Origin of the sequence: Halomonas sp. JB37, assembly GCF_002332255.1 — a bacterium.
Taxonomy (GTDB): Bacteria; Pseudomonadota; Gammaproteobacteria; order Pseudomonadales; family Halomonadaceae; genus Vreelandella; species Vreelandella casei.
This window is the reverse complement of the sequence record NZ_NRGW01000001.1, coordinates 2,942,389-2,962,046: the sequence shown is the minus strand read 5'-3', so window position 1 is coordinate 2,962,046 and position 19,658 is coordinate 2,942,389. Positions and strand designations below refer to the sequence as shown.

General features: G+C 50.7%; 15 protein-coding genes. 14 read left to right on the top strand and 1 reads right to left on the bottom strand.

What is annotated here, in order from left to right:
• The first annotated feature begins 48 nt into the window (after positions 1-48).
• The 14 genes from CIK78_RS13805 to rnk all read left to right on the top strand — a co-directional run bounded on the left by CIK78_RS13805 (position 49) and on the right by rnk (position 19,066).
• Entirely contained in the window at positions 49-2,037 is a 1,989-nt protein-coding gene (locus CIK78_RS13805) for a glycosyltransferase family A protein (protein ID WP_096281157.1), read from the top strand.
• On the top strand, positions 2,034-3,575 hold the full coding sequence (locus CIK78_RS13800) for a glycosyltransferase family 4 protein (protein WP_096281155.1): 1,542 nt from the start codon (positions 2,034-2,036) through the stop codon (positions 3,573-3,575). The genes CIK78_RS13805 and CIK78_RS13800 overlap by 4 nt, the downstream gene beginning before the upstream one ends.
• Positions 3,576-3,659: 84 nt before the next feature.
• Entirely contained in the window at positions 3,660-5,942 is a 2,283-nt protein-coding gene (locus CIK78_RS13795; RefSeq protein ID WP_141393044.1) for a glycosyltransferase family 2 protein, read from the top strand.
• 164 nt (positions 5,943-6,106) lie between these two features.
• The gene (locus tag CIK78_RS13790; protein ID WP_176483401.1) at positions 6,107-8,146 is read left to right on the top strand and encodes a glycosyltransferase family 2 protein; all 2,040 of its coding nucleotides are present in this window, start codon (positions 6,107-6,109) and stop codon (positions 8,144-8,146) included.
• Positions 8,143-9,237 carry a hypothetical protein gene (locus tag CIK78_RS13785; RefSeq protein ID WP_096281148.1) on the top strand — a complete coding sequence of 365 codons (1,095 nt, stop codon included), beginning with the start codon at positions 8,143-8,145 and terminating at the stop codon, positions 9,235-9,237. Before CIK78_RS13790 ends, CIK78_RS13785 begins: the two co-directional genes overlap by 4 nt.
• Positions 9,238-9,275: 38 nt before the next feature.
• The gene (locus CIK78_RS13780) at positions 9,276-10,442 is read left to right on the top strand and encodes a nucleotide sugar dehydrogenase (RefSeq protein WP_096281145.1); all 1,167 of its coding nucleotides are present in this window, start codon (positions 9,276-9,278) and stop codon (positions 10,440-10,442) included.
• A 141-nt stretch (positions 10,443-10,583) separates the two neighbouring features.
• Positions 10,584-12,188 carry a phosphoglucomutase (alpha-D-glucose-1,6-bisphosphate-dependent) gene (pgm, locus tag CIK78_RS13775; RefSeq protein ID WP_096281143.1) on the top strand — a complete coding sequence of 535 codons (1,605 nt, stop codon included), beginning with the start codon at positions 10,584-10,586 and terminating at the stop codon, positions 12,186-12,188.
• Positions 12,181-13,245 carry a dTDP-glucose 4,6-dehydratase gene (gene rfbB / locus CIK78_RS13770; protein ID WP_096281141.1) on the top strand — a complete coding sequence of 355 codons (1,065 nt, stop codon included), beginning with the start codon at positions 12,181-12,183 and terminating at the stop codon, positions 13,243-13,245. Before pgm ends, rfbB begins: the two co-directional genes overlap by 8 nt.
• A gap of 138 nt (positions 13,246-13,383) precedes the next feature.
• Positions 13,384-14,277, top strand: coding sequence for a dTDP-4-dehydrorhamnose reductase (gene rfbD / locus CIK78_RS13765; protein ID WP_096281139.1), 894 nt, complete (start codon positions 13,384-13,386; stop codon positions 14,275-14,277).
• Positions 14,278-14,361: 84 nt separating this feature from the next.
• The gene (gene rfbA, locus CIK78_RS13760) at positions 14,362-15,291 is read left to right on the top strand and encodes a glucose-1-phosphate thymidylyltransferase RfbA (protein ID WP_096281137.1); all 930 of its coding nucleotides are present in this window, start codon (positions 14,362-14,364) and stop codon (positions 15,289-15,291) included.
• Positions 15,292-15,350: 59 nt separating this feature from the next.
• On the top strand, positions 15,351-15,905 hold the full coding sequence (gene rfbC, locus CIK78_RS13755) for a dTDP-4-dehydrorhamnose 3,5-epimerase (protein WP_096281135.1): 555 nt from the start codon (positions 15,351-15,353) through the stop codon (positions 15,903-15,905).
• Positions 15,906-16,004: 99 nt separating this feature from the next.
• The gene (locus CIK78_RS13750; RefSeq protein WP_096281133.1) at positions 16,005-16,865 is read left to right on the top strand and encodes a UTP--glucose-1-phosphate uridylyltransferase; all 861 of its coding nucleotides are present in this window, start codon (positions 16,005-16,007) and stop codon (positions 16,863-16,865) included.
• A 283-nt stretch (positions 16,866-17,148) separates the two neighbouring features.
• Positions 17,149-18,501, top strand: coding sequence for an NADP-specific glutamate dehydrogenase (gdhA, locus tag CIK78_RS13745; protein WP_096282390.1), 1,353 nt, complete (start codon positions 17,149-17,151; stop codon positions 18,499-18,501).
• Between the two features lie 151 nt (positions 18,502-18,652).
• Complete coding sequence (gene rnk / locus CIK78_RS13740) at positions 18,653-19,066, top strand: nucleoside diphosphate kinase regulator (RefSeq protein WP_096281131.1); 414 nt, start codon at positions 18,653-18,655, stop codon at positions 19,064-19,066.
• Positions 19,067-19,071: 5 nt separating this feature from the next.
• On the opposite strand, the gene rfaH is transcribed toward rnk, so the two are convergent.
• Complete coding sequence (gene rfaH, locus CIK78_RS13735) at positions 19,072-19,650, bottom strand: transcription/translation regulatory transformer protein RfaH (RefSeq protein ID WP_096281129.1); 579 nt, start codon at positions 19,648-19,650, stop codon at positions 19,072-19,074.
• Positions 19,651-19,658 lie beyond the last annotated feature (8 nt).

The window sequence follows — 19,658 nt, the reverse complement described above, 5'->3', positions numbered from 1 at the left end:
GATTACGTGTGATATGTGTTCAACCCATTCGAGAATCGTTGACTTATAGTGGCTATTATCTCGTATTTGAAAGCGCTTTTACCGTTTGCTAGCGCCAAAGAGCAGGGCGATATTGGGTTGCTAAATCACCACGAGGTGTTTGAGCAGGGCTACTATAAACAGCAGTTGCCAGTTTGGCAGCGGTGGCTATGGGTAAGGCCAGAGCTGCATTTTTTACGCTTAGGTTGGCGTGGGGGGTTAACCCCTAGCTCTCGGTTTGATTCTCGGTGGTACACCTCTCGTTATGTAGATGTTCGGCGAGCTAACGTTAATCCCCTGGTGCATTTTCTGCGCTATGGCATTTATGAAGGGCGCATGCCTTCCCCCGAGGGCCATATTAGTGATTTCCCTCTTTTCCAGGAGCAAGCGGTTTGGTTGCATCACCAGGCTTGGCATGGCCACGCAGGGGTGGCTATTCCTAAATTGCAGGCGCTGGCTGCTCAGGGGCAACCGGCGGCGCTGTGGTACTTAGCAGGCTGGTATTATGGTCAATCCCGTTATGAAGAGGCATTGACGCATTTACAAACGCTGGCGGAAGGTGATGCTGAACGGTACCAGCAGTGGATTCCACAGGCGTTGCTGAAATGTTATGTACGCTTGGGCAAGCAAGATAAGCTTGATGCGCTGCATGACAAACAGTATTTTTCTGGCAGTGGTTTGGATGAGGCGATGCTGCAATTGGCGTCGGTTAATCTGCCTTTAAATCAGCGTTTAGCGCCTCTAAACCAGTGGTTAGCCAAACGTAAGCTGGTACCCCTGTTGCCGGTAGAGTCGAGAAGAGGGCTAGGGCAGTTAAAAACACGCCGAGTGAGAGCTAAGGTGCGTCGACGTATGCCGTTGGTATCGGTGGTAGTGCCTGCCTATAACGCTGAAAACACGATTAATGTAGCGTTGAAGTCATTGTTGGCGCAGAGCTGGCCCAATATTGAAATTATCGTAGTAGATGATGCTAGTACCGATGGCACGGTTAAACGAGTAGAAAAGAGAGCGCGTTTAGAACCTAAACTCACACTGATTCAGCATGAGAAAAACCAAGGAGCTTACAGCGCTAGAAATACCGGTGTTAAGGCGGCCAAAGGGGCATTTATTACGGTGCATGACAGCGATGACTGGTCGCATCCGCAAAAGATTGAACGCCAAGTGCTCGCACTTATTCAGCGTGCCAGTGTGATGGCTACCCAGTCGTTTTGGGTGCGGGTAGATGAGCACTTACAGCCGCTGGGGCCGTGGCATTTATGTACAGATTGGTTGGAGCCTAATCCTGCGTCTGTCATGGTGCGTCGTGAAGTGCTTGATACTCTGGGGCTGTGGGATGAGGTGGCGGTAGCGGCAGATAATGAGTTTGTAGAGCGGCTTCAGAAGCATTATGGCGCTGATGCGCTATTTAAGGTGGCTACCGATGTGCCGTTGGCGTTTTCATTAGTGCAGGCAGCGTCGTTAACCCAGCGCAAAACGACTCATGTGCGCAGTATTCATTGTGGTGTGCGGCATTTATATCATCAAGCTGCAGCGTGGTGGCGAAAGCGTCAAGTAGTGCCGGTAATGTCTAATGATGGGCTTCGCCGGCTTTTCCCAACGCCTCTTGGTAACCAACCACAGCCCTGTTTGCACTTTGATATTGCCGTCGTCGCAGATGTTTCTTCTCGAAATCCTGAGCTTTTGCAGTTGTTGAATACGTTGCTGCGACTACGCCATGAAGGCTACCGTGTTGTCGTTTGCCCCTGGAGCAAGCCAGATGATTTTAATACGCGTTGGCTAGCGGATGATATGTGGGAACTGTGTCATGAAGAGGGCATTGCTGTTGCCCATGGAGGCATCAAGTTGCGCTGTGGTGAAGTGCGTGTGCAGTCGCTTGCGCCTGCGTTTAGCTGGCCAGATAGCGTGCCGCAGCTTACCACGCGGGAAGGCGTGCGTGATCTGATTGGTAAGCCACTTCCGGCCGCTCAAACAGACGCTTTAATGGCGTATTTCGCTGGCGGTGGCCGAGTGGTGTTATGACAGCATGGCAGGCGGTTAGAAGCCTGGGGTGGGTGCATCACAAGAAGGGGTGGCGGCAGCATGGCTGGCGCTACCCTTTTTTGTGTTGGGCGGTAGCCCACTTGTTTAACGAACAGTGGTATTTGCAGCATTACCCCGATGTGGCCGCTGGCGGGGGAAATGCCTTCGCCCACTGCTTGCTATATGGGCTTGCTGAAGGCCGTGAGCTTGCGCCGCGTTTCAGTATCAGCGGTTATGGCGTTCTTTATAGCGGGAATCAGACGTGGGAGCCTTACCATTCCGTTATCCATTACTGGTGGTGGGGCCGTTGGCGGGGGCTGAGCCCGTTGCCCTGTTTTACGGGCAGCGGTATACAAGCAGGCCGGGGTGGGCAGCTTTGTTTAGCGGTGTTTGCCCATAGCGTTGGTTCTCGGTTATATGGGGCGGAACGTAGTTTATTGGATGCACTTTCCACACTGGAAGCGCTGGGTGTCGCTACTGTGGTGGTGGTGCCTAACGCTAGCAACCCAAGCTACCTAGATGCATTGCGGCGGGTTAGTTGCTCTGTGTGTGTTATGCCGTATTACTGGTGGCGAGAGGGGGAAGCGGACCACCCTGAAACGCTTGCGTCTATGCAGTCACTGCTTGAAGCAGCGGGTGTAAACGCGGTTTATGTGAACACATTAACGCTTCAAGCCCCTTCGGTAGTGGCCAAGCGGTTAGGCTTGCCTGTGATGACGCACGTTCGTGAGTTACCTGCGCATGACCCTGCCCTTTGCCAGGCATTAAACAGCTCGGCGCAAGGGGTAGTGGCTCATGCGGCTGCTCATTCAGACCTGTTAATTGTGAACTCTCAGTGCACGGCGAGAGCGTTCCAAGAAACCGGCGTGCCAGTGGCGGTTGTGCCTAATACAATTGATATGTGCGTTTGGCAGGCGGTTCCTGCTTTTCAGCCTGATGTGCAGCGCCCACTAAGGGTTGGGCTACTGGGAAGCTTGAGCTATAAAAAAGGGTTGGCAGACTTTGTGGCACTTGCCGATGCCTTGGCACGTAAGGGCGTTGCAGTAGAGTGTTGTTTGTACGGGGCGAAAACCCCAGATTTAGATGACTTGCTTGATCAGCGGCGTGAAGTGGGTGAAGCGTTAGGTAGCCAGGGCAGTATATTCCATAAAGGCTATGTGCAAGACCCTAAGGATGCGCTGGCGAATCTTGATATTGTGGTGAACCTCTCCCGTTTTCAGGAGTCTTTTGGCCGTACTGTATTAGAAGCGATGGCCGCTGCAAGGCCGGTGGTGGCCTATGAGTGGGGCGCGCTGCCTGAACTGGTGGCACATGGAAAGACAGGGTTTTTAGCTCCCTTGGGAGATGTGCAGCGGGTGGCGCAATGGATTGAAACACTGGCCAATGACCCCGCGTTGCTTGTCTCTATGGGAAATGCTGGCCGCCAACGAGCCAACGCTCTCTTTGGTACCCCGGCGCATCAAGCCGCCATGGCGAATGCTTTAAGCCGCCTCTTTCCTGCTGTCACCACGAACGTCAATCAAACGAAGTGTGATTAGATTAGCAACGACTGGGAGTTAGGGACTATTTCAACCTCGAAGAGGCTGCCCCGGCTAGGTGTTGCGGCAGTTATTAAAAATGAATTGGATGCACTGCAAGAGTGGATTGCTTTCCATCTGGCGGTAGGCGTCGAGCATTTTGTTATTGCAGACATTGGTAGTAGCGATGGTTCTTATGCCTATCTACGTGAGCTGAAACGCCTTGGTTTAGTGACATTAGTACGTCCATCGGGTGTGGATGATACGTCAAGTGAGCCGTTCTCAAGTGAACCCTTCGTTTACCACTCGCTATTAGCCGCGTGCCCCGCGACGTTAGATATCGTTGCCTTCATTGGTGTCGACGAATTTTTATTGCCGCTAGATGAGCATGGTGCTCAGACCATGATTGCCAACAAGCCTAATCCAAAACGACTGCCTAATTGGCTTGGCGAGATATTCAGTAATCCAGAAGTGAGTGCCTTGGCGCTTAATTCTGCATGTTTTGGCTCTTCTGGTGAGCGTTTTCGGGGCGATGGCTTGGTGATAGAGCGTTTTACGCAACGCTCTTCACGCACGTTTCGCTACAACCGATTCTACAAGAGTGTTGTGAGGCCTTCGCGGGTACGTCATTTCGATAACGAGTGCCATGCGACGCTAAAAACGGGGCATTACGTTGATGGTGAAGGTAAGCCGCTACAAGTGGTTGATGGACGGCCCGGTGTCAGCCGCCGCGTGTGCTGGCAGGGGGCGCGGATCAACCACTACGCGGTTAAATCCGTGGAAGAGTTTGTGCTTAGCCGCGTAAAGCAACGTGCAGGCAGCGCGTTAACAGCTACGCAAGGTGATGCTTACTTCTCTCGCTTTGATCGAAATACCCGGAAGAGTTCCGTCGCTAAGGCATGGGCCAGCCATGTTTACTTGCAGGCACTGTCGCTACCCAGCACAAGTGTATTTGCTGTGCCTTTTTATGCGCCTAGGCAGTCATGGTGGCGTAAAACGCTTTCGGCTTCCTTATCCTGGTGGAGGCATGCCCGTTATGCTTTTGTGCACTCTCGCTCTGCGCCACTAAAACCACCTATTACGGCTTGGAAACGAACGTGGCCACAACAGTCGCGGGGGCTGCTTACCCAGCGAGGTGTATTGCTTCAGGCTAGCCTGAGTGTTGCCGGTTTATCGCCTGTTAATGGCAATGTGCAGCTTGTCTGTTGTTGGCAAGAGGGCGTCGAATGCGTGCTTCCTGTTACTCGCTTTGAATTTACTGACGGCGAAAGTACAAGCGGTACTGTTCATTTCCGTGTTGAGCTGCCGGTTCGGGCCGGCAATGTAACGTTGTCTGCTGTGCTAACCACTGAAACAAGCGAGCAGCGTATTCCGCTAGAGCGTTTAACGCTGATGCATGATGCTTCAGCGCAGGAGCTTCAGGCCAGTGCATTGATTGGCCAACAGGGCTGGCTGTTTCTCGATCAGGATACTAACGCAAGCCTGTACCAGCACCTTGGCTATATATCGTTACGGCAGGAAGCTATCGATAATTGGATTGCCTATGCTGAGCAACTAACAACGCTTTCTATCCAGGCAAACGCGAATGTCTTGATGGTGATTGCTCCTAGCAAGGAGAAGGTGATGCACGCTTATCACCCTTACCCAATGGGTGCCGTTACGCCTGTTGATCAAGTTGTTGAAGCGTTACCAGATGCTTTTTGTTTGTATCCTGAAGCTTTGTTGAAACAGATGGGTGATGACGCTTACCACGTGACGGATACCCATTGGACCCAGCAAGCTGCCATGCGTGTTACCTGCGAGGCGGTGAGTCGATTAGGGCTGGCCGCATTGGAAGATGCCGAACGTTGGTTTGCTGAGGATGAGTATAAAGTTGTGCAGGTGCGTGGAGATTTGGGAAGTAAGTTAAATCCCGTGCGCAGGGCGGCTACTCCACGGCTGAATTCGTTTGATCATCGGGAACATAAACGCTACGACAATGGCCTGCCTAACTTTGGGCGTGTCATTGTGTGGGAAAATAGCGATGCTGTGCTTGACCAGTGCTGTTTGGTGATGGGGGCCTCTTCAAGCTATATGATGTTTCCGTTTTTAGTGCGTATTTTCCGCCGTGTGATATTTGTACATAGCGCCGGTAATGTTGATGTGTCACTGGTTCATTCTGTCGCTGCCCAGGTAGTGTTAGTGCAGACAAATGCACGTTTTATGGTCGCGGCACCGCAAGTGACGTGGTCTTTGCAAGATACCATTCTTGAAAAAACAGAAGGCGTAAGCATGGAAGAACATACCGCTGCGTTTGCTCAACGTATGCCCGCTGAACAAACTGCTTTAGCGGGCTGGGGGGTGGATAAATGGAATGACTGTCTTCCGGAAGGGTGGTTTAGCGCGTGACGATAACAGCCAATATGCAAGTGGTGCTGGGCACGCTGTCATTTCAGCAAGCCCTAGCGCCTAAAGATAATGTTGTATGGGATGCCTATCACCATCGCTGGGAAGCGCTAGACGAGTCCATGGAGTTTACCACTCAGGGCGGCGTCTATTTACCCGGCTGGTATATGATTGAACTTATGGTAGACCGCTCGGTAACCTCGGTGGCCGCTAGCTTTCGTTTTGTGGCGGGTCGTAGGACCTTCAATATTGATATGCCTTTGCGGGTTGGCAAGCTGAGCAAGCGCCTAGTGCATGTGCCTTGGGGGGTTAAGTCCTTTGCCTTCAGGCCAATGAATGCAAAGGGACATTTTTCATTGCCACACTTTCGCCTTGTGTGGGTCACTGCTTCGTTTGCCCGTGACCGTTTACTGCAGCGGTTGATTAACATTCATCAGGACTATCGCGATATCTCACAGCAAGAGGCTGTCAGAAGAGTTCGCCTGCGCGCACGTGCGAGCGGTGAGTCATGGCGCCGAACAGCCATTCGAGAGTATGAGTCAACCTACATTAGCTTGTGCTCACGCCGAAATTATAGGCTTTGGGTGCGTGAGTTCGAAAGTAAGCCAAATGGGGCTAAAATAAGAACGAAAATTCAAGCGCGGCAACTGGTAGGTGAATACCTTTTTTATATTCCTGTTGCAGGTATTCATGATGCTGATTCTCTTGTAAAAACGATAAAAAGCCTTCAGCTCCAATTGCTAGATAGCTGGAGAGCTGTGCTTTTACCCTCGGTAGGCTGCGTCACGGATGTGCTCCCGTATCTTGAAAAAATGGTGGCGGAAGACCCACGCATTACGATATCAGATACAAAATCTGAGCCTCGAAAAATGACACTCTCTGCCTCCATGTGGGTGTCTGTTCTTAGCCCTGGCGATAAGCTACCAGCCCATGCGCTTTACATGTTGGCAGGTTATCCTGACGCAGAGTTGCTTTATAGCGATGAGGATCAGTTAGATGCTGAAGGCATGCGACATTCTCCGCTTTTTAAACCCCAATGGAACCCAGACTTGTTGCTTTCGCAGCCCTATATTGGATGTGCGATATGGGTACGTGGCGATAAATTCTCAGAGATAATGCCGGCCGGCGGCTTACCTTGCGCTACATCAATAGACAGCTGGCAGGCTAAGCTGGCGCTTAACGTGTTAGCCAGTAATGTTAGAAAAATACAAAGTATTGGGCGCATTCTGCTTCATCGTGCAGTTCCGAGCACGCTTTCGCTTGCTAACGATTATGCGGCTCTAGTGTCTCTTAGCCTCAATGAGATGGGCTGCTCTGCTCATATTGTTCCTGGGCGTGTGGTTAATTCAGCGCGGGTTATGTGGCCAGTCCCTTCGCCTCAGCCTCTCGTTAGTTTGTTAGTACCCACTCGTGATGGTGTTGAAATACTGAAGCCATGTGTGGATGCTATCTTGGAGAGAACCGCTTACCGGCATTTTGAATTATTGATTTTAGATAACCAGTCCAGCTGCGCTAAAACACTGGCTTATATGGAAGAAGTAGAACAACGTGATTCGCGGGTAAAAGTCATGCGTTGGAACCATGATTTTAATTATTCTGCAATTAATAATTTTGGTGCCCAGCATTCTAGAGGCGATATCATCGGTCTGATTAACAATGATGTTGAGCCTATCGATGGCGAATGGTTAACAGAAATGGTTAGCCAAGCATCCCGGCCGGAAGTGGGGTGTGTGGGTGCGAAGCTCTATTACCCAAATGGGACCATTCAGCATGGTGGGGTCATATTAGGGATAGGCGGAGTGGCGGGGCATGCGCACCGGTTTTTTCAGCACAACGAAGAAGGCTATGCGGGTCGCCTACAGCTTGTTCAAAACCTAACGGCTGTAACGGCAGCATGCTTGCTACTGCGTCGTGAGGTGTTTGAGCAAGTAGGTGGTCTTAACGAACCTGATTTAGCGGTCGCTTACAATGACGTCGATTTGTGCTTAAAGGTGCATAAGCTGGGGTTGCGTAATCTGTGGACACCCTTTGCTGAGCTTTACCACCATGAGTCCATTTCCCGTGGCGCTGATGATACGCCTAAAAAGCGTGCCCGTGCTTTGAAAGAAGCACGCTATATGCGAGAGCAGTGGGGATCGTTACTCGATAAAGACCCTGCCTATAATCCTAATTTGACGTTGGCAAATGAGGATTTTTCGTTACGATGATTCTAGGGAGAAGGCGTAGAGAGTGGCCGGATACGCATTGGCTGGTGCTTAGCGATGGCGCGAGGCCAACTGAGGATATCTATTTTTATGAGTCGGCCGCGACTGCCATGCATCATCAGGGCGTGCGAACCGAGCGTTTTCCTACTTCTCGTGCTTTTGGCGCTGGGTGGCTGCATGGGCGTTCCTTTATGCGCAACTATGCCGGGGCTAACCTGCTGCTATGCCGTTCGCTTCCCCTTAGTTGGCTGCGCTGTTTAGAGCGTAACCGTAATGCATTTGGCTATATTGTTTATCTGATTGATGATGACATTTCCGCGGCCGCCATTGACGCCTCACTGCCCGGCGCTTATCGCAAACGCATGGCGCTTATCGCTAGCCTTCAGTCGCGCTTATTGGCATTGGCCGATGAAGTGGTGGTCTGTAGCGACCAGCTCGCTCGTTACTTTACACCTCGCCATCCTAACGTTTCAGTACTAACACCACCGTTATTGGCGCCGTTGCCAAGCCACGAACATTTTACGGTTTCTCCTTCTGCGCAATTGCCCTGGCAAATAGGCTTTCACGGTACGCGGGCGCATCTTCAAGATTTACTGCACATCATGCCAGCCTTGGAAGCGCTCCAACAGCAGCGTGATGATACTCAGCTTGAGGTGATGTTGGGTCAGAATATCCCGAAACGATTGGCAGCGCTGCCGCGGGTAAGGGCGCCGGCGCCGTTGCCCTGGGAAGCATTCAAAAAGTACCAACGCCAGCACCGCTTTCATATTGGCTTGGCGCCGCTGCTAGCAACGCCGTTCAACCAAGGAAAGTCGTTTATTAAGTTTTTGGATATTGCCGCGATGGGGGGGGTGGGTCTTTACTCCAATCGCTACCCCTATACTGAGGTGGTGCGCCATGGTGAAAACGGTCTATTGGTGGAAGACTCACCCTCAGCATGGTGCGATAGCCTACAGCAGTTACTGGATAACCCAATAGCGACGGCCCGTATGGCTCAGCAGGCTGGAGTAGATGCTCAGCTCATCGGTGATCCACTCAAAACAGAGACATTCTGGATGAGCCGCAGCCGTTCAGTGGACGGCGCTTTCGAGTGATTTATGTTTTTCTGGGTTAGTTTTTAGGGGCTATAAGTATGAAAATTGCCGTTGCAGGAACCGGCTATGTAGGGCTTTCCAACGCGATGCTGCTAGCACAACACCACGAAGTGGTCGCAGTGGATATTGTGCCGGAGAAAGTCGAGTTGCTGAATAATCGTCTCTCGCCGGTTGAGGACGCTGAAATATCAGACTTTTTAAGTCGCAATGACCTGCGCTTTACGGCTACGTTGGATGCTGAACAAGCCTACGCGAATGCTCAGTTCGTGATTATCGCAACCCCCACGGACTACGACGCGGACACTCACTATTTCAATACTAAAAGCGTCGAAGCTGTCATTGAGCAAGTCATGCGCATTAACCCTGAGGCAGTGATGGTGATTAAATCCACCGTGCCGGTGGGATACACCACGGGTGCTTCGGAGCGTTTTAGTACCCAAAATCTTATTTTTTCGCCTGAGTTTTTGCGTGAAGGCAAGGCACTTTACGACAACCTTTATCCCTCGCGCATCATTGTCGGTGAGCGTTCCGAGCGGGGCGAGATGTTTGCTGGCCTTCTCAAGCAAGGGGCGCTGGTAGCAGAGATTGAGGTACTGCTGACTAATAGCACCGAGGCCGAGGCAATTAAGCTATTTGCGAACACGTATCTGGCAATGCGGGTGGCTTATTTCAATGAATTAGACAGCTATGCGGAAACTCACGGCTTAGATGCCAAGCAGATTATTCAAGGCGTTGGTCTCGACCCGAGAATTGGTAAGCATTACAACAACCCAAGCTTTGGATATGGCGGTTATTGTTTGCCGAAGGATACTAAACAGCTGCTCGCCAATTATGCGGATGTGCCGAGCAATATGGTGCAAGCGATTGTGGATGCTAATCGTACGCGCAAAGACTTTATTGCTGAATCAGTGCTGCGCCGCAATCCGACCGTGGTAGGCGTTTATCGGCTTATCATGAAAACAGGCTCGGATAATTTTCGTGCCAGCGCTATGCAGGGTGTTATGAAGCGTATTAAGGCAAAAGGTGTAGAGGTGGTTGTTTATGAACCGGTATTGCAAGACGACAAGTTCTTCGGCTCAACCGTGATGCGTGATTTAGCCGCCTTTAAAGACAAGTGTGACGTCATCTTGACTAACCGAATGGTGGCTGAGCTTAGTGACGTAGAAGCGAAAGTATATACCCGCGACCTGTTTGGCAGTGATTGAAAAACAGGCAGCGTTGAAATGGCAGCATTAATGATGGTATGGCCCCTTGTTCAGGGGCTTTAGTTATTATGGTTCTCGTTATTATAGACTTGACACTTGTGGTCATCGCTTGCGGGTCTTGTTGTTAAAAGGAGTTTACACATGGAAGCCATTTTAAAGGCGTTTTACGAACAACGGCCCGATGCTAGCGTGGCTAAAGAGCTAGTCTCGTTTGGCACATCCGGTCACCGTGGCCGCTCACTTGAGCGAACGTTTAATGCATCACATATTTATGCGATCACCCAAGCGGTCGTTGACTATCGACGTGAAGAGGGCTATCAAGGGCCGCTGTTTTTAGGCTTTGATACTCATGCGCTTTCCCGCCCGGCATGGGAGTGCGTGCTCCAGGTGCTGGCCGCTAACAAGGTGGCGGTCTTTGTGGAGAAAGCTCACGGCTACACCGCGACACCCTTAGTTAGCCACGCCATTTTGCAACATAATCGTCCTCAAGGTCAGATTGAGCCTAGTACCGCATTGGCCGATGGCTTGATCATTACCCCATCACATAATCCTCCTGAAGATGGTGGCATTAAGTACAATCCCTACCATGGCGGCCCCGCTGATACGGATGCGACGGGCTGGATAGAGCAACGCGCAAATGAATATCTGCTTCGCCAGTTAGACGATGTTCTCACCGTCTCTATCGAAGAGGCAATTGCCCACGCTCAAGAGTACGATTACACCGCGCATTATGTGGCTCAGCTTGGCACCGTGGTGGATATGAGCGCGATTCAGAAGGCGAACCTAACGCTGGGTGCTGACCCGATGGGCGGCACGGCGCTGCCGGTATGGCAGGCGGTCGCGGCGCATTACCAATTGAATCTTGAGGTGGTGAATACCACCATTGATCCTGATTTTGCGTTTATGCCGCCGGATCACGACGGTAAGATCCGTATGGATTGCTCAAGCCCGGCTGCCATGGCCAATCTATTAAAGGTTAAAGACCGCTTCGATATCGCCTTTGGTAATGATCCTGATGCGGATCGTCACGGCATTGTCGATGCAAGTGGATTGATGAACCCCAACCACTTTTTAGCCGTGTGTATTGATTATCTGATCATGCATCGCCCAGAGTGGGCAGCCACCTTGAAAATAGGTAAAACGCTGGTCTCATCTTCCATGATTGATCGCGTGGTGGCTTCCCATCAGCGCGAGCTTTATGAAGTGCCGGTAGGTTTTAAGTGGTTTGTGGAAGGCCTGCATGAAGGTTGGTTGGCCTTTGGTGGCGAAGAAAGTGCTGGTGCCAGCTTGCTGACTTGCGATGGAAGTGCATGGTCTACTGATAAAGACGGCATTGTGTTGTGTCTTTTAGCGGCTGAGATCATGGCGGTAACGGGCAAAACGCCTAGTGAGTATTACCGTGCGCTCACTGAGCGTTTTGGCGAACCTTTCTATAAGCGTGTTGACACTACCTGCTCACCTGAAGAGAAAGCTGCGTTTAAAAAGTTAAGCGCAAAGAGCGTGAACGCAAAAAATCTGGCCGGTGATGCTATTACTGCTGTGCTAAGCGCTGCACCGGGTAACGGCGCTTCTATTGGCGGTATTAAGGTCACGACTGAAAGCGGCTGGTTTGCCGCACGCCCCAGTGGCACTGAGTCACTTTACAAAGTTTATGCAGAAAGCTTTAAAGGCGAGCAGCACTTAGATGAGCTGATTGAGAGTGCCCTGGTGTTATTGTCGAGTGTGTTGAGATCCGTTGATGAGTAAAATGTTTTTAATTACCGGCGGCGCTGGATTTATTGGTTCTGCAGTTATACGCGAGCTTATTCAGAATACAAATCACCGTGTAGTGAACGTAGACAAACTCACTTATGCTGGTAATTTAGAATCGCTGGCGAACGTTGAGGCCAGTGGACATTATGCTTTTGTTCAGGCTGATATTTGCGATGCTAATATCATGCAGCAACTGTTTGAGCAGTATCAGCCTGATGTGGTGATGCACCTTGCCGCAGAGAGTCATGTCGATCGTTCTATTGATGGCCCGTCAGAATTTATTCAAACCAATGTGATTGGCACCGCTGTTCTACTGGAAGCTGCGCGGAGCTACTGGAACGGCTTGCAGCAACAAGATGCTGTCAAAGCTAACGCCTTCCGTTTTCATCATATCTCGACCGATGAAGTGTATGGTGATTTAGACGGTACCGATGACCTCTTCACGGAAGATACTTCCTACGCGCCGAGCTCGCCCTATTCGGCTAGTAAAGCCAGCTCCGATCATTTAGTACGTGCTTGGCAGCGCACTTACAGCCTGCCAACGTTAGTCACTAACTGCTCGAACAATTACGGCCCGTTTCATTTTCCAGAAAAGCTTATTCCTCTGATGATTCTTAACGCCTTAGCCGGTAAGCCACTGCCGATATACGGTGATGGGCAGCAGATTCGTGATTGGCTTTTTGTTGAAGACCATGCACGCGCGTTGATTAAAGTAGCTAACGAAGGTCAGGTAGGCGAAACCTATAACATTGGAGGTCACAACGAGAAAGCCAATCTTACCGTAGTGGAAACACTGTGTGACCTGCTGCAAGAGCTTGTGCCGCGCAAAAGCTCATACCGTGACTTGATCACGTTCGTCACTGACCGACCAGGCCATGATGTCCGATATGCCATTGATGCTAGTAAAGTTGAGCGTGAGCTAGGCTGGGTGCCAAATGAAACGTTCGAAACCGGCCTGCGCAAAACGGTGCAATGGTATTTAGCGAATGAGACTTGGTGGAAGCGCGTCCAAGATGGCAGCTATCAAGGTCAACGACTAGGCAGCCTTTAACACTTGTATGTGGCTACCTCATGTCCTGTAGGTAAATTAACTTAGCTGCTCTGCTAGTACATTCGTGGAGAAGATACATAGCGGCTTCCCAGGAAGCTTGCTTAGCAAGACGCCCTCACATTTAGCAATAAGGTTTCTATGGCTATCTTAATAACCGGCGGCAGCGGCCAGGTCGGCTTTGAACTTCAGCGTGAGTTCTCGCTCTTCGGTCCTATTCTGGCACCGACACGATATGAGCTTGATTTAACTAATGCCCATGCAGTGGATGCCTACTTAAACGAGCACAGACCCGAGCTAATTCTTAACGCTGCTGCTTACACAGCGGTCGATAAAGCCGAAAGTGAACCTGCGCTCGCCAAATGTCTTAATGCTAAGCTACCGAAACAGCTTGCTGGATATGCTGCTAAACACGATATCCCGTTAGTGCATTACTCAACCGACTACGTCTATCCAGGGGATGGTGTTATTCCTTGGCGGGAAGATAGTTCTACCGCACCGTTAAGCGTTTATGGCCAAACCAAGCTAGAAGGTGACCAAGCGGTTAGTCAAAGTGGTGCAAGCTGCTTGATTTTTCGCACTAGCTGGGTTTACGCTGCCCGCGGTAACAATTTTATGAAAACAATGCTGCGCCTGGGTTGCGAGCGCGAGGGCCTGAGCATCGTCAATGATCAAGTCGGTGCACCGACTCCTGCGCGCCTTATTGCTCAGATAACGCGTCTTGCCTTAATTACTCACCACTCGCCACCCGTTATTGGCATCCCAACCGGCATTTACCATCTGTCTCCGCAAGGCGAGACAAGCTGGCATGGATTTGCATGCGAAATTTTTGAGCATGCTCTTTTATTAGGTAAAAAGCTGGCTATTAAGTCTGAGCGCGTAGCGAGTATAGCCACGGCAGCTTATCCTACACCAGCACAGCGCCCGCTCAATTCACGCATGGCGCTTGGTAAACTCGAAGCTGCACTGGGCATCACCATGCCCACTTGGCAAAGCCAGCTATCGCTAACGCTGAAAGAGCTTTATGAGAAGTGAATAGTGAGCATCACAAGCAACTTACTTCAACTTCATCAGTCCCGCTTTATCTTTCACACCTTAATACTGACGGATAATTAGCCCATGAACACCTCTCCCATTAATCATAACGCTGCATATAGGAAGGGCATTATTCTTGCGGGTGGCTCTGGTACACGGCTACATCCCATTACACGGGGTGTTTCCAAACAGCTGCTGCCAATTTATGACAAACCGATGATTTACTACCCGATATCGGTGCTGATGCTGGCTGGCATCAGAGAAATTCTGGTTATTTCCACGCCTGAAGACCTTCCTCAGTATAAAAATTTACTGGGTAGCGGTGAAGATTTTGGGTTGAGCATTGAGTACCTTGAGCAGCCTAGCCCCGATGGATTGGCCCAAGCATTTATTCTTGGTGAGGAATTTATCGGTGATAGCTCTGTTTGCTTAGTGCTTGGCGATAATATTTTTCACGGCCAGCACTTCTCTGATCAGTTAAGGCGTGCCAGTGGTCATGCGAAGGGAGCGACAGTATTTGGCTATTTGGTGAAGGATCCTGAACGCTTCGGGGTCGTTGAATTTGATGAGACGGGTAAAGCCATATCCATTGAAGAGAAGCCTCAAAAGCCAAAATCTACCTATGCTGTTACCGGGCTCTACTTTTACGATAATGACGTTGTGGAAATTGCCAAGGCTGTGAAGCCCTCCGAGCGCGGTGAACTAGAAATTACCAGTGTTAATAATGCCTATTTAAAGCAGGGCCGTCTTCGCGTAGAACGCTTAGGGCGTGGCTTTGCTTGGTTAGATACAGGCACTCATGACAGTCTTCTTGAGGCCAGCCAGTACGTTCAGACGATTGAACATCGGCAAGGGCTTAAAATTGCATGCCTGGAAGAGATTGCTTGGCAGCAGGGCTGGATTGACGACGACCACCTAGGTTTGCTCGCAGCACCCCTTGCCAAAACCCAGTATGGTCAATATCTCCAGCGCCTTTTGAAAGGTAAAAAGCACACAGTGCCGGGCGAGAAGTAAGTCAATGGCTACCATCCCTCGACACTCATAACTCACTATTCACCATTGACGGTTTAATAATGAAGTACGAGAAGCTCGCCATCTCTGATGTGGTTCTGCTCACGCCGCAAGTTTTCGGCGACGAGCGCGGTTTCTTTATGGAAACCTTTCGCCAAAGTGAATTTGAAACTAACTGTGGCAACTATCAGTTTGTGCAAGACAATCATAGTAAATCTGTGCAGGGTATATTACGGGGTTTGCACTACCAATATCAGAAGCCCCAGGGAAAATTGGTGCGCGTAATTAGTGGCGAAGTGTTTGATGTTGCAGTCGATATGCGCACAAACTCATCTACATTTGGCCAATGGGTAGGAGTGCTGCTAAGCGCAGAAAACAAACATATGCTGTGGATTCCTCCTGGCTTTGCGCATGGCTTCTACGTCACCAGCAATGAAGCTGAGTTTCAGTACAAGTGTACGGATTATTACGCGCCGGGTGATGAGGTATCCGTGCATTGGCAAGATGCTGACTTAGCGATTAATTGGCCGCTAGCGGATGGTAAGCTGCCAACACTATCAGGTAAGGATGCTGACGGGCTGGCATTTTCTGACGCTCCTTGCTTTTCGCATGGTTGAATAGCGTGTTATCGCTGGGTAACCCAATAAATGGTATCAGCAAGGCATTCGACTAGTTCACGAATCAAGTAACTTGTAATTTAATCAAGGAGGCTATAAATGACGCAGGTGCGTAAAGCGATTATTCCCGTGGCAGGTTTTGGTACCCGTTTATTGCCGATCAGTAAGGCAATTCCCAAAGAGATGGTGCCGGTAGTCGACCGCCCCTTGATTCAGCATGTGGTGGAAGAGGCGCTGGCGGCGGGTATTAATGAGATTATCCTGGTAACGCGATCCGGAAAGTCCGCCATTGAAGATCACTTCGATGCGCATGCCGAGCTTGAAGACTCACTGGCTAGCAAAGGTAAAGATGCGTTGCTGGAAGTATTGGCAGCCATCGCGCCACCGCAGTTAAAAATCACCAGCGTGCGTCAGCCTAATGCAAAAGGCCTTGGGCATGCGGTGTTTTGCGCAGCTCATTTATTAAGCCAGAACGAGCCTTTCGCTGTGATTCTGCCCGATGTGCTGGTCAAGCCACAGGCGGGTGATGCTCGCTGTGATCTTGGTGACATGGTGATGCGTTGGGATGCGAACAGCGCCGCGCAAATCATGGTGGAAGCCGTGCCGGAGAATGAAGTGTATCGCTACGGCATTGTGGACTGTGGCGGCAGCGAACCGAATGCTGGTGAAAGCGCTGATATGCGTGGCGTGGTTGAAAAGCCTAAGCCAGAAGAAGCGCCTTCGCGCCTGTCTGTCATTGGGCGCTACGTGTTGCCTTTCCGTGTGATGGAGCTATTGAGTGACCAGTCACCCGGTGCCGGTAACGAGATCCAACTGACCGATGCGATTGACCGTTTAATGCAGGAGGGGCATTCAGTGCAGGCTTTCCGCATGACCGGCCGCACCTTTGATTGCGGTCACATTGAGGGCTGGTTGAAAGCGAATACTGTTCTCGCTCGAGAAGCAGGTTACGACGTATAGGCCTCTTGCCACACACATTGGCGCTGCCTTTTAGGCAGCGCCAATGACTAACAGAAGATTATTGAAAGCCTTTAATTTCACTGCTCTTCGTTTAAAAAAGGTTTATTTGATTTATCCTGCGCACCAGCTTTGTGCAAAATATTATAGACTTTGGTCTTAATTTTGCGCATAAACACGTTATACCAAACCGGCATAGGGTATGCAGGAAGACGCGCCCGCAGTTAAATACGACAACGCTCTGGCCAGCCCACTGATTTTTGAAACTGCAAGGGTATGTCGCTCTATGCCTTACGTTCACGACACGCTTACTCGGCTTGCCAAAAGCAGCCCTGCCCAATCAGAATTTTATCAAGCCACAGAAGAAGTGCTTGAGTGCCTGCGGCCGCTGTTTGAACGCTCTCCGCACTATCTTGATCACAGTATTATCGAGCGAATAGTTGAGCCGGAACGCCAGGTGATGTTTCGCGTTAGCTGGTTAAACGATGCTGGTCAGGTCAAGGTTAATAAAGGCTACCGCGTCCAGTTCAACTCTGCGCTTGGGCCCTATAAAGGCGGCTTGCGCTTTCACCCTAGCGTTACTTCGGGCACCATCAAATTTTTGGGGTTTGAGCAAATCTTCAAGAACGCTCTGACGGGTTTGCCCATCGGTGGGGGAAAAGGGGGCTCCGATTTTGACCCCAAAGGTAAGTCCGATAATGAGATTATGCGGTTTTGCCAGTCTTTCATGTCGGAGCTGTATCGGCATATAGGTCCTAATAGCGATGTTCCTGCTGGTGATATCGGCGTGGGAACACGTGAGATAGGTTACCTTTTTGGCCAATACAAACGCCTGACAGGCCGTTATGAAGGCGTGCTAACGGGTAAAGGGCTTAGCTGGGGCGGCTCGCTTGGCCGCAAAGAAGCGACGGGCTATGGCGCCGTCTACTTTGCCCAGAATATGCTGGCGGCGCGAGATGAAACGCTAAGTGGCAAAACCTGCTTGGTGTCTGGGGCAGGCAATGTCGCTATCTATACCATCGAGAAACTCTACGAGCTAGGCGCCAAGCCAATCACGTGCAGCGACTCTCAGGGGACTATTCATGACCCCGACGGTATTGACCTTGATTTGCTGAAGGAGCTTAAAGAAGTTAAGCGGGTTTCTTTAGAAGCGTATGTCAATGAGCGGCCTGATGCGCACTATATTTCCGTGCGTGATTATCCTGACGCTGGTCATGCCGTATGGCATCTTCAAGGTGATGTGGCTTTCCCTTCCGCCACTCAAAACGAGCTAACGGCAACCGATGCGCGGGTAATGCTAGCCAACGGCGTGCGCTGTGTGAGTGAAGGGGCCAACATGCCCTCTACTACAGAGGCGGTAGACCTCTTCTTGGAAGCGAAGATTGACTATGGCCCGGGCAAGGCGGCTAATGCCGGTGGTGTTGCTACGAGCCAGCTAGAAATGGCTCAAAATAGCAGCATGGAGCGTTGGCCGATGGAAAAAGTCGATCAAAAGCTCCAGCAGATCATGAGTGATATTTATCAGCAGTGCGCTACCACTGCGGAAGAGTTTGGTGAGCCGACCAATTTAGTCCTAGGGGCTAATATAGCGGGCTTCCGAAAAGTCGCTGATGCCATGATCGAGCAGGGCGTCACCTAATCGCCTTTATCATGTGAATCGCCTATACTGATGATATACAGTCCTTCCCTTCTGGGGGAGGGCTGTTTTTGTTGGTAGGTTTTCATACCGTTAATTCATCTTCAAAACAAATTAATTTTTTTGATTTTGTTGCTTTCTAAGGAGAGTAAGCATGGGGCAGCGTCCTCCTATTACCATTAACCGTCTTGATGCCGAGCGCCTTCAGCGCCTAATTGATAATGCATCTGACAAGGACTTGATGGTGGCGGAACTACTTGAAGAAGAGTTGTCTCGTGGGGAAGTTATCGATCCTCAAGAAATTCCTGACGATGTTGTCAGTATGAATAGCCAGGTGCGTTTTACCGATTTGTCTAGGGAGCGCAGCATGGTTCGCACCTTAGTGTACCCACACTTGCTGGACAGTGTGGCTGATGGAATTTCAGTGATGGCCCCCATCGGCGCAGCGTTAATTGGCCTCAAGGTCGGCAGTGTCATCGAGTGGCCATTACCTAATAACACCGAAGTGCGCCTGCGTATCGATGCCATCGTTTGGCAGCCTGAGCGCGAAAAGCAGTTTCATCGCTAGGCGCGCTAGGATTTGCCTAAGCTGCCCACAGGCAGTTCGATGTGCTGAGGGCGCTGCAAAACATTGAGTAAAACGATGGCGCGCTCTTCGCCTTTGCAGCGTGAGAAGATAGCTTCTAAGTCTTTAAACGGGCCGTCGGTGATAGTAACTTTTTCACCGGCGCAGAAGTAGCTATGAATGCCTTCCTGACGATGTGGCTGTGCACGTAACGTTTCGACCAGCGATGCGGGCACAGACACTGGCTTGTCGCCGAAGGTTAGCAGCCGAAGAACACCACGGGTGGAGCGAATGGGTCGCCAGTTGCTGACTATCTGGTCTAAGCAGATAAACAGGTAATAAGGAAACAGAGGCTCAACGACAGTGGTTAGCTTGCCTTGACGTTTGCGTTGAGCATTCAGCACCGGATGGAACACCTCATAACCTTGGTTAGCGAGGTGCTCCGCGGCGCGAAATGACTCACCTCCTTTACACTGAATAACATACCAGGCGGAGGCTAGGTTTTCAGAGGCCCGGTTTTCAGAGACCAGGTTTTCAGAGACTATGCTTTCAGAGACTATGTTTTCCGCGCTTTCGTCAACGTCCATACGATCAT